This window comes from Pontixanthobacter luteolus, from assembly GCF_947494915.1.
In the GTDB taxonomy this organism is placed as follows: Bacteria; Pseudomonadota; Alphaproteobacteria; order Sphingomonadales; family Sphingomonadaceae; genus Pontixanthobacter; species Pontixanthobacter luteolus.
Map to the genome: position 1 here is coordinate 165,624 of NZ_CANLWR010000002.1, position 22,734 is coordinate 188,357.

Sequence of the window (22,734 nt, forward strand, 5' to 3'; positions counted from 1 at the left end):
CGCGTTTGGACCTGCGTTCATTCTTCGTATGCAAGCACAAAGCGTGCTTTTTTTGATATGAGGAAAAGGTCCGAAACGATGACGGTCCATAGCCCGTCCCTTGCCGCAAAATCCGATATTGCCGCTCTAATGCGGCCCCATGCCGGGGCGTTGCCCTCGCCCGATGCGCCCGATTTCGCTGACGCGTTCGAACAATTCAGCGATGCCCGCGTGGTTCTGATGGGCGAGGCAACGCACGGCACACACGAATTCTATGCCGCCCGGGCCGCGATCTCGAAAATGCTCGTGGAAAGACATGGCTCCACAATCATCGCCGTCGAAGGGGATTGGCCCGACTTCGCGAGGCTGGATGATTATATCCGCCACGCCGATCCGCGGCCGCGGCTTGGCCAGCCCTTTGCCCGGTTCCCGACATGGATGTGGCGCAATCAGGAAATGTTGTCGTTCATCGATTGGCTGCGCGGATTCAACGCAGACCTGCCCGCAGATCGCCGCGTATCGCTGCGCGGGCTCGACATATACAGCTTGGGCGGATCCATCCATGCGGTGACCCGCTATCTCGACCGGCATGCACCCGCCGAAGCCGAAAAAGCACGTGAGAGGTATGGGTGCCTGACCCCGTGGCAAGATGATCCGCAGCTATACGGCCGCACAACTGCAACCAGCAGATTTGCCCGGTGCGAAGACGCGGTGGTGCAGCAATTGCGCGATCTGCTTGCCCGCAGGATGGACTGGATCGCCGACGATGGTGAGGCGTTCTTCGACGCGGAACGCAATGCCAGGATCGTGCGCGCAGCGGAGCAATATTACCGTTCGATCTACCGCGGCGCGAAAGAAAGCTGGAATCTCCGCGACAGGCACATGTTCGAAACCCTGCAGGCGTTGATGGCGCATCACCGCGATGCCCGCGCGGTGGTATGGGCGCACAATTCCCATGTCGGAAACGCTGCTGCCACTGCCATGGGCTGGCGCGGTGAGTTCAATATCGGCGAGCTTGTCAGAACGGATTACGGGAAACAGTCGAGGACCCTATTTCCTTCTCGCCGCAAGACGGTCTGCCGAGATTGTTCAGAATGTCGGCGTTGAATGCCTGACCAGCGTCGCGTCCGGTGATCTCAATCTTCGCTTCAATAGCACTAATGGTCGCCGCCAACCTTCGGGGGGCGATCCTCTTACTATCGGTGCGAAGTGACCGCCAAACCTCTTTGCGACCAATCAATCTCTGCGCGTCGAGCGGAACCAATTGCCGATAGTAGTATCGGCGGCCACGTATGAACACGCCTTTGGGCAAATTTCGTAGCAATTGATCGTAGCAGTTCAACGTAGCAAACGCGCTCATGAGACCGTCTGCGCGACGATTTCTCAAGGGTTTCAGACTGTTGAGAAAACTGGTGCCAGAAGAGGACTGGCTCGGCAACTCAGAAAACCGCAGAAATCCAAGGGTTTACAAACAGCGACTGTACCCGCCGTATAGGACGATTGTAACAGTTTACGCAATAGCGGCCCAATTCGAGTCCTAAAGGAGGACTCACATTCAGCATTTGCCTCAAAACGGGTCCCTCGGTAAGCGATCAGCCTGTTGCTTCAGCCATCGCCATGATTGGCTTCCTCAGCTGCGAGTGCCTCTGCTTCCAATACCTCTTGCTCCTGTTCTTCGAGCCAGCTTTCGTATTCTTCCTCATCTCCGTAATCGATGTCGATGCTTCCGAAGTCTACGGCAATTGTTTTTTCGACGAGCTCGGCCTTCAAAACTGTGAGGTCCTTAAGAGGGCCATCTAGAGCGCCCGAAAGAGTGATCAAGGCATCAGCCTCTATGTCGACCTCGACCTCGTTTGCAGCCGAGCCCATTGAAATGTAATCTTTGTCAATGCCGTCCTTGACTGAAAGGGTGAACACCGCCTCCACCTGCAGTGACAACGTTAGCCTAACCTGAGCAACGATTTCATCGTTGCCAAGCCTAACAATCTTACTGCCATTTTCGCCGAGTTCCCCTACTGGCGCAAAGTCGAGCAAGGTCACTTCATAACCGTCCATTTCAAAGCTCAAATAGCTTTCGCCCTCCGCGATCACGCCTAGGTTAGCGACTGAGGCAGATAGCTCCTCCTCAAGCTCTTGGGTCAAATTAGGACAGGTTGCGTTCTCCAGCGCATGGATAAAGCTCGTTACAGTTTGAGACGCATTCTCAGTGTGAGTCTGAAGCGTAGCAAGCGCGTTGCCCAAATCAGATTCCACATCGATACAATCACTATTTTCAGCAAATGTTTGCCAGCCCTTATCAGCAGAAACGGCGAGTATCTTCTTTCCGTTCGACTTCGCCCATGCTTCTAGTGCGAGCAATGCCACTGCGTCAGGGAACTCAGCCTTTTTCGCACCGGCTTCATCGAATGGCGGTTTCGCATTGAAATAGAGCTTCATCACTTTAGCTGCAGCGACGTCCTCCGAGCTTGCGAAGCTAGCTCCCGTTGACATCAAGAAGTTTGTGAGGCGAGCCTTTACAGCTTCGCCCGGGTCGACAAGATTTTCCGCTGCCTCGGATAGCGGCCCGACTGCAGCGCCCTCGACAAGCTTGGTAGTGATCGCCTTTTTTATGGCGCTAATCGCAGTATCTCGAGCCTTCCGAGTAGCATTGAGCAAATGCCGCCGCATTTCCCAAACCACGACATCAGCGATCACAAAGTCAATTGGGGCCTCTTTGAACTGAAAAAGTTGAGCCATCATCCCGCTTTCGAGGTCAAGCCCGGAATGAACTGCGACATTTGTATCGATAGTGATTGCATCATATGGCATCCTCAATGCCTACCACGCGGTTTTCCTTTGAGAAAGAACCGCAGTGCGCTGCGTTTCTAGTTTCTAACACTGGCAGTCGTCGGCCTGATATTGGTCTGGCCTCACAAGCCTACACTCCTGAAATTTTTTGAGCGCATTTACCCCCATACCCCCCCACCAATGTCTTGCTGGTGGGGGCAACGCTGAGATTGAACCAAGCAGCTTGACCTTATCGTTCACAGGTATACGGAGGTTTACCTGTGAACAGTAAGGCTGGAACATGACGGATCAACGGAACGCAATTGCCTACCTTCGAGTATCGACAATTAGGCAAGGTCGAAGCGGACTAGGGCTAGAGGCGCAACGCGAAGCCGTTGCCAGATACGCCGCAGAGGCTCGGCTAGAGCTTGTAGGTGAGTTCGTAGAGGTCGAGACGGGCAAAGGGAGCAATGCGCTCACAAAGCGTCCACAGCTCCTTGCAGCGCTGGCTGAAGCCAAGAAAGGCAAGGCCAAACTCGTCCTTGCGAAACTCGATAGGCTAGCGCGCAACGTTCACTTCATTTCCGGATTGATGGAAACCGGCGTAGACTTCGCAGTTGCCGACATGCCCAACGCCGATAGATTCCAACTCCACCTCTATGCAGCCCTTGCCGAGAAAGAAGCAGAGATAATCTCGCAGCGGACCAAGGCGGCTCTTGCTGCTGCCAAAGCGAGGGGGACCGTCTTAGGACGAAACGGCAAACATCTCGCTATGCGCAACAAGGTGGAGGCGAAGGCTCGACTTGAGCCCGTTTCCAATCGCCTGTCCATGATGCGAGCAGAAGGGCTGAGCATCCGAAAAATGGTTGCAGCTTTAAATGCCGAAAAAGTTCACTCTCCTTGTGGCGGTACTTGGCATCCTGCCAACCTTCACCGTGCCCTTAAGCGACTGGGGCTCTAGGGTCTCCATACCGCTGGAGCACGAAGTCCCAGACTTGCTCAACCTTCGTATCCCATAGCCCCTTCGGATACGGCGTTTCAGGCAGCTCGTTGAGTCCGACCCTGATTGCGGTCCAAACAGCGCCACGGGTTTCTTGGCCACGAAGCCAATCGACGGCATCGACCAGTCCCTGCAACTTTTCTAACAGCGCGCGGGCCACTTGCTTCACCTCCCTCTCCTGAGCTTTGGTGAGCTTGGGCTCCGGTGTTGTCAGTAGGTCAAAGATTGCAAGCTCGCCTTCGGTTAGCTCTTCCCTAGCTGCCCGCTGATCTTCTTTATCTAGACTCTGGATGAACTCCTTCAGCCCCTCAAAAAACTTCTCGGCGTCGATGGAGCTTGTGTTGTAATCGGCCACCAGCTTTTCCAGCCGCTCTACGAACCCCACTCTCGTCGGGTTTGCTTCGGCCATCTGCCTAGCTTTCTCCTCAGCCGCCTCGCGCATCTTCTCGGTCGCGACCTTAGGGCTAGTCTCGAACAAGCTGGCGAGCTTCTCGAAGTCAATCCCCGACAGGTCGACCCTACCCTCTGCCGTGTCCCCTTCAACTATCGGAGTGACAATCGCGACCCCTTCGAGCTTCTCGTCGAGCAGTTGGGCAATCCTTGCCGATATGGCCGAGATGTCGACAGGACCAAGCTTGGCTCGGACGGCCTCGGCTAGGGTATGGAAGACTGCAACGGGCCTTAGGAAAGGCGATGCACGCTCATCTGGCAACAACGCCTTGTATGCCTTGGTCACACCTCCGGCGAGCCTCAGGAACTCCCTTCGGCGATCCTCTGGAGCCACAAGTGCCTCCACAGCTTCATTGATGAGCTTCAGGCGCTCAAAGTCCCGCGCATCCATGATGCCCTCGGGATCGACTTCGTACGGTTCAACAAAGGCCCTGACCGTTTCCAGCGCCCCCTCCAGTGCGCGAACGAGCTCCTCTTTATCTTTGATTGGCGTCTCGCCATCGCCTCGCCCGCCAGCGTAAACGGCCAGCGCCTTCTGCAGGTTTTGGAAGACACCAACGTAGTCGACGATGACCCCCGAGGTCTTGCCCTCGGCTTTCCGGTTTGCCCTGGCGATGGTCTGCATAAGGGTGTGCGACTTCATCGGTTTGTCGAGATAGATCGTGCCAATGCTGGGCACATCAAAACCAGTGATCCACATGGCGCAGACGAACACCAGGCGCAGCGGGTCGTCCTTGTCCTTGAACTTGGTCTCCAGGTCTTGCTTCTGCATCCGCTCACGGTGCGGCAGGATGTCGAGGCCCTTCTGCCTCAGGTCGTCGACCTCGTTCTGGCCCTGGCTAACCACCACTGCCATATCAAGCTCTCGCAGCCACACCAGCCGCTCAGCAATAGCCGCTCCTTCTGCTTCGTGCGCACTCTTCAACCTGAGTTCGTCTTGCTCAATCAAGCGCGCAACCGCAGCCTTGACCCTATCGTACATTGCGACCGCCGTGGCCTTGTCGATGGCCACGAACATTGCCTTGCCGCGATAGCCTCGCTGGGCAAAGTGGAGGGCCAAGTCCTCGGCCACCTTGTCGAGGCGGTCGGGGTTGGTGATGAGAGTGTACTGCCGCCCAAACTGCTGGCTGAGCTTCTTCTCCTGTTCCTCGTCCAAGGCGGCCTCGTCGAGAAGCCCATCGAGTTCCTCCTGAAGCTCATGGGAATTGAGCTGCAGCTCCGGCTTGCGGCCTTCGTAGTACAGCGGGACCGTCGCCCCATCCTTCACCGATTGGGCGAAGTCGTAGACCGAGACGTAATCGCCGAAGACTTCCTTGGTCCGGCTCTCCTCGCCTTGGATCAACGGGGTGCCGGTGAAGCCGATGAAGGCTGCATTGGGCAGTGCCTTGCGCATGTTGGCCGCAAGTTGAGCGTACTGGCTCCGATGGGCCTCATCGGTCATCACGATGATGTCCGAACGCTCTGACAGAACCGGCATTGGCTCCTGGTCATCGGTCGAGAACTTCTGGATCAGCGTGAAGACGTAGCGTTCGTTACCGGCGAGCAAGTCCCGTAGATGCACCCTGCTTCCCGCCTGGGCTTGATGGGTATCCTTAGTGAGCGCCCCAGCCGTTGCAAACTGGCCTGCAATCTGGTCGTCCAGCTCGGTCCGGTCGGTCACGATCACGAAGGTATAGTTGCCCCCCATGCGCCGCAGGACCTTCTCTGCGAACATCACCATCGACAAGCTCTTGCCTGAGCCTTGGGTGTGCCAGAACACGCCGAGGCGTCCCTCGTTCTCCTCTACGTGCCGCACCGCCTCGATAGCGCGATTGACCCCTAGCACCTGGTGGTAGCGTCCGATGATCTTCGCGAGGCCGCCCTTGCCCTCGTCGAACAAGACGAAACTCTCGATCATGTCGAGGAGGCGGCTAGGCTCGCAGGTCGCCCTCAGCATAGTCTCCAGGCTCGGGTCCTCGGGTCCTCCCTCCTCCAGCTTCTTCCATGGCGAAAAGAACTGGTAGGGGGCATGGCTCCCGCCCATGCGGGTCTCCAGCCCGTTGGACAGGATCACGAAGCCATTGGCATGGAAGAGCTGAGGTATCGCGTCTTTGTAGTCGCGAAGGTTCTTCTCGTAGGCCTCAGAGAACGGAGTGGTCGGCGCTTTCCACTCGGCAAAGAGCAGCGGCAATCCGTTGACGTAACCGATGGTATCGGGTCGCCTTGTATGCAGCACGCCCTCGATCCAAACTTGATTGGCTGCGAGGAAGTCGTTGTTGGCCGGGTTCTTCCAGTCGATCACCCGAACTAGCACGTCTTCGAACTTGCCCTGGTCGTTTTTCACCTCGACCCTGACGCCTTCGCGCAGGAGCCTGAGAATCTCGCGATTGGCCGCAACGGGTAAAACTGCCTTGCGGTCCCGTGTCAGCTCTTCCTCAGCCAGCTTCAGGGCTTCCTGGGGAAGGCCTGGGTTGAGTTTGGCGAGAGCCATGCGCAGCCTAGCGGGTAGGTGCGGTTCCTTCAGGCTTGTGCGGCCATAGATGTTCTCAGGTCCGACCTTGTCATCATAAAGGTTCACACACTCCCAGCCTAGCTCCTCCAGCAGCGCGAGTGCAGGCCGTTCGATAATGCCATCTTCGGAGGCGACGAGACCGGAGAGGGAGGGAGCCACTAAGCGGCGTCCTCGATCATGGCGGCAGCGCGAGCTTCAAGTTCGCCACTCTGATCCGCAGCCTTGATTGCAGCGCAATACCGGGAAGCGAGAGAGCACCCAATCCGCTGCATGTCTGCTCGCAGAAGAACAATCCGCCCCTGCCAGTCGACTTTCCGCTTCTTTAGTTCCGAGCAATTGAACGTGAAGCCCACCAAGATTTCCCCATGGTTGAAGGGCTGCACCTTTCGAGCATCACCATGAGCCATCGCGTCACGCAGATTCCGAAGCAGGCGAGCTGCACTATGATTTTCGAACCCTTCAGGTGGCGGGACGGTCAAGCCGCGTCCTTCGACAGGCCCTGCTGGTTCCGAACAAACGCACCAAGGCTCAATGTTGACCTGCTCATTCTCAAGTTCCGCCATTAGCGCACTAGCAGCTCCATCGCCGTCGGTGAGCTGGTAGTCCGCGTGGATGCGCATGTGCTGCATTGCCCAGCACAGGATGCTGGAGAACAGGGCGTAGGATTGAGAAGCGAGATATGCTCCCTCAGGGGCTTCGAGCATCTGACGTAACCGATCAACGACTGCCCACTCCGCTTGCTCTGGCGCGATTTGCCCCATCAGGCGGCGTCCTCCAGTTGGCGTTCGGCAGTCTGGACGGAGAGTTGGCCGGAGATGAGGCGAGGGAGCAGGAGGTCTCTTTGCCGTTGAAGTACCTCGGTGCTTCGATGCCCTGTCACGATGCTATCAAGGATTGGATTGACCACCTTCTCGAAGTGTTCGGCCACCGAAGCTGGTGGAATGGGCAGCGTGAGACCAACGGTCTGCACTGGGCTGAGATTTTGCTGAGCAGCCCCATTCGCAATATTCTGGAGCCGCTTGAGGGTATTCGAAGATCGGAACCAGCAATAGGCGAAGGATCGATACCGCTCGGCTGCAGGATCAACTTTGGCCACGCGCTGGTTGAGCAAAAGCTCTTCTCCCCATGCCAAACACGTCCGTCCCACGTTCCCCGTAAGAGACACCAAGATGTCTCCTTGCTTGATTTTGCAGTGGGCAGGCATCTTGGGCGGCAGCTCGTTGATCTTACTCAAAAATGGGGGCTTCAGAAGTCCATCATGGACATGCTTGATGGTAACGATGGAATACTGACCTTCATCAACGAAAGTCGTACTTTTGAAGGCAAAGCCAGACCCTAGCGCCAAGACGTCCCTTAGATGCCCATAAGCCCACCCCTCAGGCAGCGGGCCATCGGGGGTGTCGACGATGGGTAGATCCTCGTGGCCAGGGAAGCGGAAGCGGACGAACCACTCCTCGAACAGCCCCCGCGCCATCTCCTCCAGCACCGCCACCCGCCGCCGGTTGACCTCGATCAGGTCATCATAGGCCCCAAGGATCGCCGCGATGCGCTGCTGGGTCTCTAATGAAGCCGGGACATCGACTTGATGTTTTCTGAGAGAGCCAAGCGAGATAAACTGCTGGGCCGAACCTGACTTTGCAGCAAGTATCTCCCCTTTAACTTTGTCCGACCGAACAAGATAGAACAGATAGAGCGGGTCAATCTGTGACGGATCAGGCTTCAGAAGCGCAACGTTCTTAATGCTGAACTCAACATCGGTGTTGACGTACGCCGCATCTCCAACTGACCCTATATTGGAAAAAAGTGTGTCGCCGCGTTCTGGTTTCGATCTTGCAATGACTTCGAGGTGATCTTCGTAGGAAATAAAATCGCAAGTATCGAAGTCAATTCGTCCGCTGGAAATGTGTTTGCCCTTGATGAATGGTACGCCATCTTCTCGAAGCTTCGGACTATCGTGCGTACCATCTGTAACCAGAGCACATAAATCTTGCAGTGCTGCTCGGCGTATTTCAAAGGTCATCCTTGAAGCACCTCTGCCACGTTCTGCGCGATGGTCTCCTGCAGGCGCGCAGCCTCAGCGTTCAGCACCTCCAGCTCTTCCTGCAGTCCCTCCAGCCGCTCCTTGAAGTCGACATCGTCGATCTGCTCACCTGCCGCAACACCGACGTAACGCCCTGGGTTGAGGCTCCAGTCCTGCGCCTCGATGTCCGACCGGCTGGCGACCTTGCAGAGGCCTGCGATGTCCTTGAAGCCATCCTCACCGAAGGTCTCTGCCATCATCTCGGCACTGCCCTGGACGGTCTCCATGTCCTCACCGCGCCACATCCTCACGATGTTGCCGACGAACTCGATCTGCTCTGGCATGTACTCGCGGTGCGCCCGGGTCACCTGTTTGAAGATGTGCCGTGCGTCGATGAACAGCACCTCGTCTGCCCGCTCGCCTTTCGCCTTGGCCTTGTCGAGGAACCACAGGGTCACCGGCAGGGTCACCGTGAAGAACATGTTGGGCGAGGTGGAGATGATGACGTCGACCGATCCCGACTGCACCAGCTTCTTGCGCAGCTCGCGCTCCGATCCTCCGGCATCAGAGGCCGAGTTGGCCATGACGAAGCCTGCACGGCCCGTATCGTTCAGCGCCGCATGGAAAAGGCCGACCCACAGGTAGTTCGCGTTGTTGACGGTGGGGATGCCCAGCGAGAACCGAGCGTCCACATGGCCCGCCTCGTTGACCAGCCTTTCGGTATCCACCTGGGACTGGTTGAACGGAGGGTTCGCCATAACGAAGTCGAACTTGCCGACCATCTGGTGCGGGTCTTCATAGTAGCTGTTGGCCACCACGATGTCCCCCGACATCCCATGGACCGCGAGGTTCAGGCGGCACAGCTTCTGCGTGTCCTCCATCTTCTCGATCCCGTAGACGCTCAGTTCGCGGCTGGGGGTCTTGTGATGGCGCATGACGAAGTCGGCAGAGTGGACGAACATCCCGCCCGATCCGCAGGCAGGGTCGAAGATTTTCCCGTGGTAGGGCTCGATCACCTCGACGATCAGCTTCACGATGGACGAAGGCGTGAAATACTCCCCGCCCTTTTGCATGTAGGCCGAGGCGAACTCGCCCATGAAGTATTCGAAGATCGCACCATACGCGTCGCCATCCACGTTGAGGGGCTGGAGTATGCGTAGGAGCTCCCTGAGGACCTTGTCAGGCAGCGAACCGTATCCTTGGGGCATGACACCTGCCAAGTCTGGATTGTGCTCTGTGATGCCCTTCATGGCCTCGTTCAGCGCTTCTGCCAGGTTCTCGGTCTCTGGCAGCGTCAGCAGGTAGGACAAGCGGGCCGTATCGGGCAGGTAAACCGCGCCGTGCCCATGGTAATCCTGAGGGGTAGGCGTGAGCCGCCCGGTGAAGGTCTTGGAAAGCTCAGCGTGCACCTGGTCAAACTTCGCCTCCATCTGCCGCAATGCAATCAGCGCAAGGACAGGCTGGGCATATTGATCAGGCCGCAGCGCCGTATTGGTCCAGAGCTGGTTCGCAGCTTGGAACAGGCGCTTGGAAAGGTCTTGAAGATCAACAGCCACAGATTTCCCCTAGGGTATATCCCAGATATTTCTGGGGTTTCTCCTTTGATGCCAAAATGATGCGTAAAGGGGAAGCACTCAATCGGTCTTGGACAAATACGCAGTCATAGCAACCAGAATTGAATTGATACCGTCTCGAACAATGGTTTCGTGACTTGTCCAAGTGACAACTAAGGAAAACCTATGGTTACCCATAGAGTTAACCCTGGATACCCCCCGTGGGGCCCGCCGGTATGATATTTAAGATTGATGCATGGATTGATGAGATAGAAGATAGACAACCCTTTGCGTCCTTATCCGGCTGGACCATCTGTCACGTTTTAAGCTCCTCTAAGGACCCGAAGTGACCCGAAGCGCTGGCATTGCCGACTGCGCCCCAAAGGACCGTTGCGGGCCATCAAAGCGCAACCTCAAAACGGGGCAGCTTGCCGATTTCCTCAGCTTTTCGAGATAACGGCACCGAACCATAGCTTTGGTTCACCTGGCCGGATGAATGACCCATAATTGCCATTGTGATCCGATGGTCAAGTCTGTGCTGGCCCGACAAGGTATTAAACAGGTGCCGCCACGCATGATTAGGCATTACCCCCTCAATACCTAGCGATCTTACCCACTCGGCGAGCTTAGTGCCTAGTCGATTGGCTTGCCTATTTATCGCATTGTCACTCCGGCGGCGCGAAGGGTCGAAGAATAGGGGACCATCTCCCCTACCCCTAACAAAAGCTAAGAAGCCCTGCTCCACGAGGTGAGGGTGTATCGGCACCGTGCGCGCTTCCTTAGCCTTGATTGAGCCCGCTTCGGGAGTAAGGATTATGGCAAAGACACCGTCCTCTTCGACAATGTCTTTTTTGCGTAGTTGGGTAATCTCATTTACCCGCGCACCAGTGTAAGCCATCAGCCATGGACACCAACGTTTGGCATCGCGCCACTCCTGCCTAGCAGCCCCTTCGACAGGAAGCATTGAGGCCGATAAGATCGTGCGAGCTTCTATTGATCTGAACTCCTTGCCCCTGAGCCTTAGCACCTTTGGAGCTTTGACCTTCTGTACGCCAATCATCGGGTTGCTCTCAATCAAACCGTCATCCATCGCCCAAGCAAGTACTGTGCTTAGCGCGCCGAGATAACTCCCATTGATCGTTTTTGGAGCCAGCCGCTTTCCCCGGATAGGTAACTTTATCTCGAAGGTGCTTGCGCCAATCAGTTAGTTGATTGCTGGTGATGTTGTGTGCGTTGTCGTCACCCAGAAAATCAGTGAGCTTCTTAAAGTACGGTCGCCACTGGGCGATGGTCTTGGGGCTTCGGCCAGGGATTGCAGCGTAGCCCTCAAAGAGGTCAATAAGAGAAACATGTCGCTCAGCCTTGGCCAGTGCCAAAAGCTCCCTGTCTTCTCTCTTCTCCTGCAATCGACGAAGCTCCAAACCCTGCTCTGCTCGGATTTCTAACTCCCGCGTAATGGCAGGATCATTTGCGGCCCGCACTTCTTCGATGGAAAACTCGCGCTCAAAGAACTCTGCAGCCTCGCAGCTTTGGCGCTGCATCTCGTCTGCGACGTTCTGCGAGGCAATATTCTGCGCCGCTGTTGGTCTAGCCGGTTTTTCGTCCTTTGCTTCAGCAAGGGCAGCACGAGCACGAGTTATCAAGCCATCGGTCTTTATCACGCAGGCAGGGATCAGTAGCTTTGCCTGCGCTCGATCCTTTAGCCGTAAAGACCAACGCCAAACTGTGCGCGGCTTGCCCGAAGCCGTTAGGAAAAGATGTTGAATATCTTTCGGCACACCGCGTCGAAAATAATAGCCACCTTGGTGAGGCTGTAGATAGGTACACATAGTGGTACTCCTGTTACGTTTGTAACAGTCACCCGTAATAAAGCCATTAGATTTCAAGGTTTTCTTTTACTTTCAATTGCTTGAAAGAGACTGGTGCCCAGAAGAGGACTCGAACCTCCACATCCTTGCGAATACTAGCACCTGAAGCTAGCGCGTCTACCAATTCCGCCATCTGGGCCCACTTGCGAGTCGGTCATCGGATGCCGTCTCGCCGTAGGAGCGGGCCGATAGCGGGCGTGCCTGCGGTCTGTCAACGAAAATGGATCATCTGCAGGAGATTAGCTGTGAATGGATGTTCGCAGCGTCATCCGCACAGGAACAGTTGCGGCCAGGGGCGCGTTGAGGCATGGCGCGGTGCAATTCGAACGACACACTTCTAAGGGCCTTCTCCATGGCGAAATCCGATCCACTCAATGGCAAGCTAGTCGTCCTGATGGGCGGAACCGGCTTCCTCGGCAATTACGTTGCTCAGGCCTTGCTGGAGCGGGGCGCGCGTTTGCGGGTTGCCGGGCGTCACCCCGAAAAGGCAATGAACCTGAAGCCGCTCGCAAACCTTGGTCAGATCCAGTTTGTCCGCTGCGATGTTCTGAAAGAGGCCAGTGTCGCTGCGGTCGTCGAAGGCGCCGATGCAGTCGTAAACCTGGTCGGTTCGTTCGATGGCAATTTGATGGAATTGATGGGCGAGGCGTCAGGCCGCATTGCCCGGCTGGCCAAAGAAACCGGGGCGCAGGCATTCGTTCAGATCAGCGCCATCGGTGCGGACGGCGGCAGTGAAACCGAATACGCGCAGGCCAAGGCCCTCGGCGAACAGCTGGTGAAAGACCATTTCCCGAAAGCGACAATCCTGCGGCCCTCAATCGTGTTCGGCAAGGATGACAATTTCATCAACATGTTTGCCGGGCTCATTCAGGCACTGCCGATATTGCCGGTGTTTGCGCCGGAATCGAAACTGCAGCTTGTTTACGTGGATGATGTTGCGGAAGCGGCCGTCGTCGCACTGTCCGATCCGGCAAAACACGGCGGAAAGACATATGAGCTGGGCGGACCCGAACAGCTGACCATGATGGAAATCAATGAGCGGATTGCTGCCGCGCAGCAGCGTTCACGCACTTTCCTGCCCATGCCGGACGCAATATCGGGCATTTTTGCAGCGCTACCGCTGACCCCGATGGACAGCGATCAATGGACGCTGCTGAAAAAGGGCAGCGTCGTATCGAAAGGCGCGGCAGGGTTTTCCAAGCTGGGGATCGAGCCAAAACCCCTGAGCCTGTATCTCGACCGGTGGATGACACCCTATCGTAAGCATGGGCGGTTCACCATTCCGTCGAAAGGCTGATTTACGTTTCGGTCAGCGTTCCGGAAGACGCATCTGAATTCGCGCCTGCCGCGATCGGTTCGACCGCAAGGATCGGTCCCTTGGCGGCAGTAATTCGCACTCGGGTGCCAGCGCCACAGTCGGGACCGCGCGCGATCCATTCGCTGTCGCCGAACTTCACGCGCCCCTCCCCGCCATCGATCGGCGCCACGACAACTGCTGTTTCGCCGACCATCCTGCCCCCGCGATTGTTCAGCAACGGGTCGGAGCTTTCGATTGGACGGTCGCGAAGCCAACGCTTCGCCGAATAGACCATGATCAAGGCCAGAAAGACGAAATTGATCACCTGGAACAAAACGCCGAGGTCCAAGACAAAGGCGAGTGCGCCGGTGATGATGGCGGCGCCTGCGAGCCAGATCAGGTAGACCCCGGGGACCACCATTTCGAGCGCGGCAAGCGCAAGGCCGGCTGCCAGCCAGATCCAAACCGGGTCGAAATTCTCGAACAAATCCATCAGCTTTTGCCCGAACTGCGCGGAACACTTGTGCGCACCGGTCGCTTGCCTGTGTTTTGTGGAACGGTGTCGCGGGTGATCGGAGCGCCGCTGCCCTCACCCCCAACGACATCTTTCATCAATTCGCCGATACCGCCGAGCGACCCGATCAACTGCGTGGCTTCGATCGGGAACAGGATGGTCTTGGCATTCGGGCTATCCGCGAACTTGCCGACCGCCTTGGTGTATTCCTGCGCCACAAAATAATTGATCGCCTGGCTGCCGGAGCTGGCGATGGCATCCGACACCATCTGGGTTGCCCTCGCCTCTGCTTCTGCCGCACGTTCGCGCGCCTCTGCGTCGCGGAAGGCGGCCTCGCGCTGGCCTTCGGCTTTCAGTATGGCGGATTGCTTGCTTCCTTCAGCACGCAGGATCGCGCTGCTCTTGTCGCCTTCGGCTTCGAGGATTTCAGCACGTTTGAGGCGCTCTGCCTTCATTTGCCGGGCCATCGCCTCCGAAATGTCGATCGGAGGGCGGATGTCCTTGATCTCGACCCGGGTAATCTTGATTCCCCATGGAGACGTTGCATGATCGACTACGCTCAGCAGGCGGGCGTTGATCTCGTCACGCTTGGAAAGTGTTTCGTCCAGATCCATGCTGCCCATCACAGTCCGCAGATTTGTGGTGGTGAGCGCCATGATCGCGCCATAAAGATTGCTGACTTCGTAAGCCGCCTTGCCCGCCTCGAGGACCTGGAAGAAGACCACCGCATCAACGCCGACCATGGCGTTATCCTTGGTGATGATTTCCTGGCCGGGGATGTCCAGCACCTGTTCCATCATGTTTATCTTGTGACCAATGCGGTCGACGAACGGGATAAGGATATGCAGCCCCGGATCAGCAGGTTTGGTGAATTTACCCAGCCTTTCAATCGTATAGACAAATCCCTGTTTCACGACACGAACGGTTGAGAACAAAACAGCGACGATCAGCAACAACAGCAATATCAGGATAAGAATATCCATGGGCTTCCTCCCAAGTAACGTGGTCAGACACTAGACCAACCGGACGCGGGTGGAAAGCAGGCAGCAAAACAGGCAACACGGTTATCAAGTCCTTTACCAGCCCCGGTCATAAGGCTGCGGATGGATGCGCTTCGCACATTCTACGCGCGACTTCCGATCGCAGCGATTACCGCCGGCCTTGCGTATTACGCACTGGCGGCCCTTTCGCTGTACCTGACAGAAGGCGTAAGCGGCCTGGCGACAATCTGGCCCTCAAGCGGAGTGTTCGTGGCCGCTTTGCTGCTATCTTCAAAACCGCAGCGCCCGGCCATTGTGATCTGCATCGCACTCGCCAGCTTTGTTGCCAATGGCCAGGCGAACGCCACATGGTCCGATGCAGCCCTGTTCACGATCGCCAACGTTTGCGAGGCGCTGATGATCACATGGCTTTGCCTCTACGGCCGGGCCAGCGGGCAGGTCGGCAATTTTTCCAACCTCAGCAGCGTTGGCCGGTTTTGCGGCAGCGCCATTATCGGCACGCTCTCTGCTGCATTGATTGCCGGCTTCCTGAGCGGGAAGCTGTCAGTACCATTCGTCGAATCCTGGGCCACGACCACTTTGCTGGGGACGCTGATCGTCACCCCGCTGATCGTCACCGTTGTCCGGATAATTACCTCTGACAAGGTTCGTGTAACGACGGAAAATCTGGTTGAATCGTTCGGAATTGCAGTCATTCTCATCGCGCTGAGTGCCGGCGTATTCGGCCAGACTGCGTATCCGCTGCTGTTCCTGCCGCTGATCGGGGTTCTAATTGCGACCTACCGCCTGGGCGGCGTGGGTACGGCGGTAGGCGTGTTCAGTGTTGCGATGGCAGGTACCCTCACGCTTGCCGGCGGCGCAGGCGCAGTCCCGCTGATCGAGGGCGGCCGGAATGCAGGCACGCTCTTTTTCCAATTCTATCTTCTTAGCCTGTTGATCGCGGCCTGGCCGCTTTCCGCCCTGTTGGAGCAAAAGCGGCGCCTGATCGCAAACTATGCAGAATCGAACTACTTTCTTGAGCTTGCCGAAAGCTCTGCCAAACTTGGCCATTGGCATGTGGGTAGCGACGGCGCAGAGCTTGGCTGGTCGAACGAAGTCTATCAGATTCACGGGCTGGATGCGGATCATTTCAGGCCGGAAAAAACCGGCGCGATCAAGCAGGGCACCTCGCTGGACCTTTACCATGAAGACGACCGCGAGAATGTGCGCACGACCTTGCTTCAGGCGCTCCAACAGCAAGATGGATTTACCTACAACGCCCGGGTCGTTCGGCCAGATGGCGAGGTTCGGTTCATCACCAGCATCGGTGAAGCGCGATTTGACGACCGCGGCAATTTCGCCGGCTTGTTCGGAACCCTGCAGGACATAACCGCGCAGACCGAAATACTCGAAGAACTGCGTCAGGCCCGCGAAAGCGCTTTGCGCGAAGCCGAAAATTCAATGCGCTTGGCGGAAACCGACCAGCTTACCGGTATCGCCAATCGCCGGAAGGCGATGATGGTGCTCGCCGATGCGATCAAGGTGGCAGAGGCTGAAGGTTTGCAACTGGCCGTCGGAATTCTGGATGTCGACCACTTCAAATCGATCAATGACCGGTTTGGGCACGCAGTCGGCGACCATGTTCTGCAACAGGTTGCCTCACTGTGCTCCAGCGCCCTGCGCGAGGAAGATTTCGTTGGCCGCCTTGGCGGGGAAGAATTCCTGATTGTCATGCCCGGCGCCGCACCTGAAATTGCAAAGCTGATCTGCGAACGTGTCCGTATCGCAATCCAGTTGGCCGACTGGACGGGCGAGGAACTGGATCTTGTCACTGTCAGTATCGGCATCGCGTCCCACCGCGACGGTGCAGACGACACGTGGCTTATGCAGGCCGCCGATGCGGCGCTTTACCAAGCCAAGAGCGATGGCCGGAACCTGCTACGCCTGGCGAGCTGACGGACCAGTTAGACAGCACCTCCCGCGCGGCCCGCGCCCGGAACCCAGTGGCTATAAACCCGCGAACAGCGCCAGCATCCGCGCCTTGGCCCGCTCTGCCTCCAACTCGTCATAAACCGGCGAATCGATGGTGCACCAACCGTGGTCGGCGTTGTAGACCTCGATCTCTGCGGGGCGACCCGAGCTTTCCGATGCCGCCCTCAACGCTGTCTTGTCACCGGGCGCTTTTGCATCGTCGTTCTGGGCAATGGCGAACAGGTAGCTCGCCTGTGTTTTCTGCATCAACTTGTGAGGGCTTTCAGCATCGTCACGCACCAATCCGCCGCCATGGAAACTGGCAGCAGCCTTGACCCGCCCCGGGACCGCCGCGGTGCTGTAAACGGTGAACGGCCCGCCCATGCAATAGCCGCATGATCCGATACCGCGCGACGTATCGACTGCGTCCTGCGCGTCAAGAAACTCGACAGCAGCCTGCGCATCTCGGCGAATTGCAAAACTGTCGAGATTATCAATCATCGGACGCAGCTTCGCGCGGCCCGCGTCAGTCCGCCATTCCATGAAGCTCCCCAACACGGGCGCTTTGGCATTGCGGTAGTACTGGTTCATCGCAAGCACTGCGTAACCCTGCTCTGCAAGCCGAGTGGCCATGATCTGATAGGCTTCGCGCAGGCCAGCGATGTCGGGCCACATGATGACTGCGGGGCTTTTCTTGCGCGTTGTGCCCGGGTGCGGGTGGACGAAATACGCGTCCATGGTGCCGTCCGGGGTCGCGAAAGAGACTTCGCTCGCCTTGGTCAGCAGCAGGGGTTCGCGCGAAGAGGATGTACCTGGACCCGGGTCCGATCCTGAAACCGCATCAACTTCGTTCGGCGCGCAGGCAGCGATCGCCGCAATACCGGAGAGCGCGGCAAACTGGCGGCGGCTCAGCTTCATCCGCCGGATTGCTTCGTCTTCCTGCTCTTTGGTGAAATCGTCACACATCCTGCATCTCCGTTTTCATTCTGCTGCCCGACCCTTGCCGATCATGCAGGCAATGGACTCGCGCTGCAAGATACGGCAGAACAGTTGCAAAGGACGACTGAATACAGGGTCTGCAAAATCCTTGGGAGAGGGAAACCAAATGAGGAAGATCGCGTTCGCTGCGTTTGCAGCGCTTGCCGTTACAGGGGCACTTGCCGGTTGCGGCGAGAAAATGAGCGAGGCCGGCATCAGTGCAGAACGCCTGCTGGGCGCACAGGCAGATGATGCCAACTGGATCACCTACGGCCGCAATTACGAAGAGCAGCGGTTCTCTCCTCTCGATAAGATCAACACCGAGAATGTCGGCGAACTTGGCCTCGCATGGTCGGCCGATATGGACACCGCGCGCGGTCAGGAATCGACACCGCTGGTGATCGACGGCGTGATGTATTTCACCACCGCATGGAGCAAGGTGAAAGCCTACAACGCTGCAACGGGTGAAGAGATCTGGACCTACGATCCCGAAGTACCCGGCGAAACCGGGGTCAAGGCATGCTGCGATGTCGTGAACCGCGGGCTTGCAGCATGGGGCGATGCGCTGTTTCTCGGCACGCTCGACGGCAGGCTGGTCAAGCTGGACCGTGAAACCGGCAAGGTCGAATGGGAAAAGGTAACCGTCGACCAGACTAAGAGCTACACAATCACCGGCGCGCCCAGGGTTATCGATGGCAAGGTGCTAATCGGCAGCGGGGGCGCTGAATTCGGCGTGCGCGGCTATTTCGGCGCGTATGACGCAGATAGCGGAGAGGAATTATGGCGGTTCTACACCGTCCCGGGCGGCGATGAAGATGAGAATTCGCCCGAATATCTGCGCAAGGCGGCGGAAACCTGGTCGGGCGATGTGTTGGGCAGCGATAGCGGCATCGGCGGCGGCGGCACGGTGTGGGATGCAATGGCCTACGATCCGGAGCTGGACCTGCTCTATGTCGGGGTTGGCAATGGCAGCCCGTGGAACCGCGCTTATCGTTCGCCCGGTGAAGACGGCACTGGCGAAGGCGACAACCTCTATCTTTCCAGCATCGTCGCAGTTCGGCCTGAGACAGGCGAATATGTCTGGCACTACCAGACGACACCGGGCGAGACATGGGATTACACGGCCACGCAGCACATCATGCTGGCCGATCTCGAGATTGAGGGTGAGCAGCGAAAGGTGCTGATGCAGGCGCCGAAAAACGGTTTCTTCTACGTGCTCGACCGCGAAACAGGCGAATTCATTTCCGGCGATCCCTACGTCACTCTCAACTGGGCCACCGGCATCGACGAAAACGGCAGACCGATAGAGAACCCGGAAACCCGTATCGACAAGACCGGCAAGCCTGCGATGGTGACACCCGGCGCACTGGGCGGCCATAACTGGCACCCAATGGCGTTTCACCCGGGCGAAGGTCTGGTCTACATTCCAGCTTTCGAAGCGGCGATGTTGTATGCGCCTGAAGCGGATTGGAAACCCGATGTAAACCGCGGCTTCAATGTCGGCTTTGATCTGGCCGCAGGAGACCTTCCGCCTGATGAGGGTTTCCGCCGCGAAGTCGCAGGGACGCTGCGCGGAATGCTGGTCGCCTGGGACCCTGTAAAGGGTGAGCCGCGCTGGACCGTCGAACATCCGGGCCCGTGGAACGGCGGCCTGCTGGCGACTGCTGGCGGCCTTGTGTTTCAGGGTACGGCTGGCAGCGAATTCAACGCCTACAATGCCGCAACCGGCGACAAGCTGTGGAGCTTCCCTGCGCAAACCGGCGTGGTCGCACCGCCCATCACCTACACCGTTGACGGCGAGCAATATGTTGCTGTGCTAGCTGGCTGGGGCGGTGCCTACGCATTGTCAGTCGACGGTGAATTGATGAAACGCAAGGCACCTGTGCGCAACGTCAGCCGAATGCTGGTTTTCAAACTGGGCGGCACATCTGCGCTACCGGAAGCGCAGGATATGGCCACCGCACCGCTTGATCCGCCCCCCAGCCGCGCCTCGGCAGACATTATCGCAGCTGGCGGCAAGAGTTATGCCCGCTACTGCGCGGTATGCCATGCGCCAGGCGCAGTCGGTTCGACCGTGCTGCCCGATCTTCGGCGCAGCGGCACGCTGGAAAACAAGGCAGCCTGGCTCAGCATCGTACATGACGGCGCACTGCAGGATAACGGAATGGCCAGCTTCAAAGGCTCGCTGTCGAAGGAGCAGATCGACGCGATCCGCGAGTGGATCATATTCCGCGCCAATCAAGATAAGGTGATGTCCACCGAACAATAGGTTCGCGCCAATTCACTTAGGTTTCAGCCTGCCGCGTGTTAGGTTTGCGGCATAGCGAATCAACGCCGCGTAGCCGCGCGGCCAGACGGATTATTGGGAGATTACGATGACCAAGACTTACCAGAACCTGATCGGCGGCGAGCTCGTCAGCACAGCAGACACGATGGAAGTTCTTAATCCAGCGAATGAAGAGGTTATTGGCCTGGTCCCGTCCTGCGGGAAGGACGAACTTGACCGTGCTGTCGCCGCCGCGCGCACCGCGTTCAAGACTTGGTCAAAGACCCCGATCGACGATCGCCGCGCAGTGATCCAGGCCATGGCCGGCGCAATCAAGGAAAACGCCGACGAGCTTTTCCGCCTTCTGACGAGTGAGCAGGGGAAGCCTCACGATCAAGCCAAGGGCGAAATTTACGGCGCTGCTGGCATGATGTCTGCGCAGTCCACGCTCAGCCTCGATGACGAAATCAACGAAGACAGCGACCAGCGCCTCAGCCGTACTCGCCGCGTACCGGTTGGTGTTGTCGGCGGAATCGTGCCGTGGAACTTCCCGGTTATGATGGCGATGCAGAAAATCGCCCCCGCCCTGCTGTCGGGCTGCACCATCGTGCTGAAACCTTCGCCGTTCACCCCGCTGGCTACGCTGCGGATTGCCGAACTGATCAAGGACATCGCGCCAGCAGGTGTCGTCAACATCATCACTGGCGAAGATACGCTTGGCCCGCTGATCACCGAGCATCCGGATATCGACAAGATCACCTTCACCGGCTCCACCGCGACCGGCAAGAAGATCATGGAAGGCGCATCGAAGGACCTTAAGCGTATCACGCTGGAACTGGGCGGAAACGACGCGTCGATCGTTCTTCCCGATGCCGATGTGCAGAAGGTTGCCGAACAGCTGTTCTGGTCCAGCTTCAGCAATGCAGGGCAGATCTGCGTCGCTGCAAAACGCATTTACATCCACGAAGACATCTATGACGAGCTGAGCGCTGCAATTGCTGAAGTCGCCAAGAATGTTGTTGTCGGCGATGGCGCGCAGCAGGGAACTGGTGTCGGTCCGATCCAGAACAAGAAGCAGTTCGACCGCGTTTGCGAACTGATTCAGGATGCCAAAGACAATGGCTACAAATTCCTGACAGGCGGCAATGTCGACCCGTCTGGTACAGGCTATTACGTGCCGATCACGATCATGGACAATCCGCCGGAAGATGCGCGGATCGTGGCAGAAGAACAATTCGGGCCGGTAATGCCGCTGATGAAATTCTCGACCACCGACGAAGTGATCGAGCGTGCCAACAATTCCGAATACGGGCTTGCCGGTGCTGTCTGGACCAAGGACACCGACAAGGGTGTCGAAATTGCGGAACAGCTTGAGACCGGCACAGTCTGGATCAACGAATTCCTCCACCTCTCGCCCTTCGCGCCATTTGGCGGACACAAGCAGTCCGGCTTCGGCGCTGAGTACGGCAAGGAAGGGCTGAGCGAATTTACCTATCCGCAGGTGATCACGATCAAGAAAGATGCCGCGGTCTGAAGATCCGATAACGACCCCATCCGACCGGCCGACCGAACAGATCGGCGTCTTGGTCGGATGGGATTCGTCTGAGATCGAGGGACGAATACATCTGAAGCTCGAATATTTCCCGCCCGGCAAGACGCCGCGCGGGCGCCCGCAAATCATGCGGCTGCTGCTCGACCGGAACGAGGCGAGCGTTCTTGGCAACTATCTTTACCAGATTACCGGGGAAGCAGGCCCTGCACGCAAACCGCGCAGATGGCCGTGGAGCAAATCGGCGGGTTAGCGCCCGTAGCTCAACCCATCCGCATCCGCGCGCTTTGCCCGTCATCAACCTTGATCACTGCGCCGGTCACGCATTCGCTGGCCGCGCTGCACAGATACAGCAGGGTAGAGTCCAGCTGGGCGGGCACAGGCACGCGCTTGCGGGCGACCCATTCGCGCGGGTCGCCAATTCTTTCGAACATGCCGTCGGTCATTTCGCTGACGAACATTCCCGGCGCGATCGCGTTGACGTTGATATTTGCATAGGCCCATTCGGTGCTGAGCGTTTCCGTCATCCGTGCAACAGCGGTCTTGCTGACCGAATAGAGCGCTGCCCCGCCGCCATCGTAACGGTAATGCGCGGTCGAGCTGATGTTGACGATGTTGCCGGGCTTCTTTGCCTCTATCAGGCGCCGTGCGACCTCGGTTGAAAGCAGCCACGGCGCGCGAACATTGATGCCCAGCACGCGGTCCACCAGATCGACCGACATCTTGTGAGCGCGCTGCGCGTCGGGGATGCCGGCATTGTTGATGAGAATGTCGACCGTGCCGAAAGCCGCCTCGGCCGCGTCCACCGCAGCGACTAGCGCATCGGCATCCATAGCGTCCATCTGGACCGCCACAGCCTTGCCGCCCGCTTCCGTAATCTCCCCTGCTAGCGATTCCAGCCGGTCTATACGGCGTGCACAAAGTGCGACTGATGCACCTTGCGAGGCCAGAACCCGGGCGAACCGTTCCCCGAGGCCGGATGATGCGCCGGTGACCAGCGCGACCCGTCCGGTCAGATCGTTAGAAACATTCGGCAATGGAAATTCGGACAT

The 22,734-nt window shown here is 57.8% G+C and carries 19 protein-coding genes and 1 tRNA gene; 7 read left to right on the plus strand and 13 right to left on the minus strand.

Going from position 1 to position 22,734, the window contains the following annotated elements:
* Positions 1–78: 78 nt before the first annotated feature.
* Positions 79–1,086 carry an erythromycin esterase family protein gene (locus PO778_RS09665; protein WP_271439480.1) on the plus strand — a complete coding sequence of 336 codons (1,008 nt, stop codon included), beginning with the start codon at positions 79–81 and terminating at the stop codon, positions 1,084–1,086.
* On the opposite strand, the gene PO778_RS13670 is transcribed toward PO778_RS09665, so the two are convergent.
* On the minus strand, positions 998–1,339 hold the full coding sequence (locus PO778_RS13670) for a DUF6538 domain-containing protein (RefSeq protein WP_369123450.1): 342 nt from the start codon (positions 1,337–1,339) through the stop codon (positions 998–1,000). The genes PO778_RS09665 and PO778_RS13670 overlap by 89 nt on opposite strands.
* Before the next feature lie 245 nt (positions 1,340–1,584).
* Positions 1,585–2,787, minus strand: coding sequence for a PIN domain-containing protein (locus PO778_RS09670; protein ID WP_271439481.1), 1,203 nt, complete (start codon positions 2,785–2,787; stop codon positions 1,585–1,587).
* Positions 2,788–3,046: 259 nt separating this feature from the next.
* Here PO778_RS09670 and PO778_RS09675 point away from each other — a divergent pair, with 259 nt between their 5' ends.
* Positions 3,047–3,706 carry a recombinase family protein gene (locus tag PO778_RS09675; RefSeq protein ID WP_271439482.1) on the plus strand — a complete coding sequence of 220 codons (660 nt, stop codon included), beginning with the start codon at positions 3,047–3,049 and terminating at the stop codon, positions 3,704–3,706.
* On the opposite strand, the gene PO778_RS09680 is transcribed toward PO778_RS09675, so the two are convergent.
* From PO778_RS09680 to PO778_RS09710, 7 genes are all read right to left on the minus strand, one after another.
* A complete protein-coding gene (locus tag PO778_RS09680; protein WP_271439483.1) occupies positions 3,687–6,845 on the minus strand; it encodes a type I restriction endonuclease subunit R in 3,159 nt (1,052 codons plus the stop codon). The two genes, PO778_RS09675 and PO778_RS09680, sit on opposite strands and share 20 nt — an antisense overlap.
* A complete protein-coding gene (locus tag PO778_RS09685; RefSeq protein WP_271439484.1) occupies positions 6,845–7,447 on the minus strand; it encodes a hypothetical protein in 603 nt (200 codons plus the stop codon). Before PO778_RS09685 ends, PO778_RS09680 begins: the two co-directional genes overlap by 1 nt.
* Positions 7,447–8,706, minus strand: coding sequence for a restriction endonuclease subunit S (locus tag PO778_RS09690; protein WP_271439485.1), 1,260 nt, complete (start codon positions 8,704–8,706; stop codon positions 7,447–7,449). The genes PO778_RS09685 and PO778_RS09690 overlap by 1 nt, the downstream gene beginning before the upstream one ends.
* Positions 8,703–10,262: a type I restriction-modification system subunit M gene (locus PO778_RS09695; protein ID WP_271439486.1), complete on the minus strand. Its 1,560-nt coding sequence runs from the start codon at positions 10,260–10,262 to the stop codon at positions 8,703–8,705. The genes PO778_RS09690 and PO778_RS09695 overlap by 4 nt, the downstream gene beginning before the upstream one ends.
* Positions 10,263–10,659: 397 nt before the next feature.
* A complete protein-coding gene (locus PO778_RS09700; protein ID WP_271439487.1) occupies positions 10,660–11,349 on the minus strand; it encodes a tyrosine-type recombinase/integrase in 690 nt (229 codons plus the stop codon).
* On the minus strand, positions 11,342–12,088 hold the full coding sequence (locus tag PO778_RS09705; protein ID WP_271439488.1) for a DUF6538 domain-containing protein: 747 nt from the start codon (positions 12,086–12,088) through the stop codon (positions 11,342–11,344). The genes PO778_RS09700 and PO778_RS09705 overlap by 8 nt, the downstream gene beginning before the upstream one ends.
* A 91-nt stretch (positions 12,089–12,179) precedes the next feature.
* A tRNA-Leu gene (locus tag PO778_RS09710) sits at positions 12,180–12,266 on the minus strand.
* A gap of 168 nt (positions 12,267–12,434) precedes the next feature.
* Between PO778_RS09710 and PO778_RS09715 the strand changes: the two genes are divergently transcribed.
* Positions 12,435–13,424 carry a complex I NDUFA9 subunit family protein gene (locus PO778_RS09715; RefSeq protein ID WP_271439489.1) on the plus strand — a complete coding sequence of 330 codons (990 nt, stop codon included), beginning with the start codon at positions 12,435–12,437 and terminating at the stop codon, positions 13,422–13,424.
* 1 nt (position 13,425) lies between these two features.
* On the opposite strand, the gene PO778_RS09720 is transcribed toward PO778_RS09715, so the two are convergent.
* Together PO778_RS09720 and PO778_RS09725 are read right to left on the minus strand one after the other, a co-directional pair.
* The gene (locus tag PO778_RS09720; protein ID WP_271439490.1) at positions 13,426–13,917 is read right to left on the minus strand and encodes an NfeD family protein; all 492 of its coding nucleotides are present in this window, start codon (positions 13,915–13,917) and stop codon (positions 13,426–13,428) included.
* A complete protein-coding gene (locus PO778_RS09725) occupies positions 13,917–14,921 on the minus strand; it encodes an SPFH domain-containing protein (RefSeq protein ID WP_271439491.1) in 1,005 nt (334 codons plus the stop codon). Before PO778_RS09725 ends, PO778_RS09720 begins: the two co-directional genes overlap by 1 nt.
* Before the next feature lie 120 nt (positions 14,922–15,041).
* Here PO778_RS09725 and PO778_RS09730 point away from each other — a divergent pair, with 120 nt between their 5' ends.
* Entirely contained in the window at positions 15,042–16,874 is a 1,833-nt protein-coding gene (locus PO778_RS09730) for a sensor domain-containing diguanylate cyclase (RefSeq protein ID WP_271439492.1), read from the plus strand.
* A 51-nt stretch (positions 16,875–16,925) separates the two neighbouring features.
* Here the strand turns inward: PO778_RS09730 and PO778_RS09735 are convergent, their stop codons facing one another.
* Positions 16,926–17,855 (minus strand): dienelactone hydrolase family protein, encoded by a 930-nt coding sequence (locus PO778_RS09735; RefSeq protein WP_271439493.1) that lies wholly within the window; start codon positions 17,853–17,855, stop codon positions 16,926–16,928.
* Positions 17,856–17,994: 139 nt separating this feature from the next.
* On the opposite strand from PO778_RS09735, the gene PO778_RS09740 reads away from it, so the two are divergent.
* From PO778_RS09740 to PO778_RS09750, 3 genes are all read left to right on the plus strand, one after another.
* Positions 17,995–20,136 carry a PQQ-dependent dehydrogenase, methanol/ethanol family gene (locus PO778_RS09740; protein WP_438944393.1) on the plus strand — a complete coding sequence of 714 codons (2,142 nt, stop codon included), beginning with the start codon at positions 17,995–17,997 and terminating at the stop codon, positions 20,134–20,136.
* Between the two features lie 106 nt (positions 20,137–20,242).
* Positions 20,243–21,667 (plus strand): aldehyde dehydrogenase family protein, encoded by a 1,425-nt coding sequence (locus PO778_RS09745; RefSeq protein ID WP_160731403.1) that lies wholly within the window; start codon positions 20,243–20,245, stop codon positions 21,665–21,667.
* Entirely contained in the window at positions 21,654–21,935 is a 282-nt protein-coding gene (locus PO778_RS09750) for a hypothetical protein (protein ID WP_160731402.1), read from the plus strand. Before PO778_RS09745 ends, PO778_RS09750 begins: the two co-directional genes overlap by 14 nt.
* A 10-nt stretch (positions 21,936–21,945) precedes the next feature.
* On the opposite strand, the gene PO778_RS09755 is transcribed toward PO778_RS09750, so the two are convergent.
* On the minus strand, positions 21,946–22,734 hold the full coding sequence (locus PO778_RS09755; protein WP_160731401.1) for an SDR family NAD(P)-dependent oxidoreductase: 789 nt from the start codon (positions 22,732–22,734) through the stop codon (positions 21,946–21,948).

Coding starts and splice junctions, on each gene's coding strand:
- PO778_RS09745 (WP_160731403.1), top strand. CDS start 20,243: ATGACCAAGACTTACCAGAACCTGATCGGCGGCGAGCTCGTCAGCACA.
- PO778_RS09755 (WP_160731401.1), bottom strand. CDS start 22,734: ATGTCCGAATTTCCATTGCCGAATGTTTCTAACGATCTGACCGGACGG.
- PO778_RS09730 (WP_271439492.1), top strand. CDS start 15,042: ATGGATGCGCTTCGCACATTCTACGCGCGACTTCCGATCGCAGCGATT.
- PO778_RS09675 (WP_271439482.1), top strand. CDS start 3,047: ATGACGGATCAACGGAACGCAATTGCCTACCTTCGAGTATCGACAATT.
- PO778_RS09750 (WP_160731402.1), top strand. CDS start 21,654: ATGCCGCGGTCTGAAGATCCGATAACGACCCCATCCGACCGGCCGACC.
- PO778_RS09720 (WP_271439490.1), bottom strand. CDS start 13,917: ATGGATTTGTTCGAGAATTTCGACCCGGTTTGGATCTGGCTGGCAGCC.
- PO778_RS09700 (WP_271439487.1), bottom strand. CDS start 11,349: ATGGATGACGGTTTGATTGAGAGCAACCCGATGATTGGCGTACAGAAG.
- PO778_RS09705 (WP_271439488.1), bottom strand. CDS start 12,088: ATGTGTACCTATCTACAGCCTCACCAAGGTGGCTATTATTTTCGACGC.
- PO778_RS09740 (WP_438944393.1), top strand. CDS start 17,995: ATGAGGAAGATCGCGTTCGCTGCGTTTGCAGCGCTTGCCGTTACAGGG.
- PO778_RS09715 (WP_271439489.1), top strand. CDS start 12,435: ATGGCGCGGTGCAATTCGAACGACACACTTCTAAGGGCCTTCTCCATG.
- PO778_RS09725 (WP_271439491.1), bottom strand. CDS start 14,921: ATGGATATTCTTATCCTGATATTGCTGTTGTTGCTGATCGTCGCTGTT.
- PO778_RS13670 (WP_369123450.1), bottom strand. CDS start 1,339: ATGAGCGCGTTTGCTACGTTGAACTGCTACGATCAATTGCTACGAAAT.
- PO778_RS09670 (WP_271439481.1), bottom strand. CDS start 2,787: ATGCCATATGATGCAATCACTATCGATACAAATGTCGCAGTTCATTCC.
- PO778_RS09665 (WP_271439480.1), top strand. CDS start 79: ATGACGGTCCATAGCCCGTCCCTTGCCGCAAAATCCGATATTGCCGCT.
- PO778_RS09685 (WP_271439484.1), bottom strand. CDS start 7,447: ATGGGGCAAATCGCGCCAGAGCAAGCGGAGTGGGCAGTCGTTGATCGG.
- PO778_RS09735 (WP_271439493.1), bottom strand. CDS start 17,855: ATGTGTGACGATTTCACCAAAGAGCAGGAAGACGAAGCAATCCGGCGG.
- PO778_RS09690 (WP_271439485.1), bottom strand. CDS start 8,706: ATGACCTTTGAAATACGCCGAGCAGCACTGCAAGATTTATGTGCTCTG.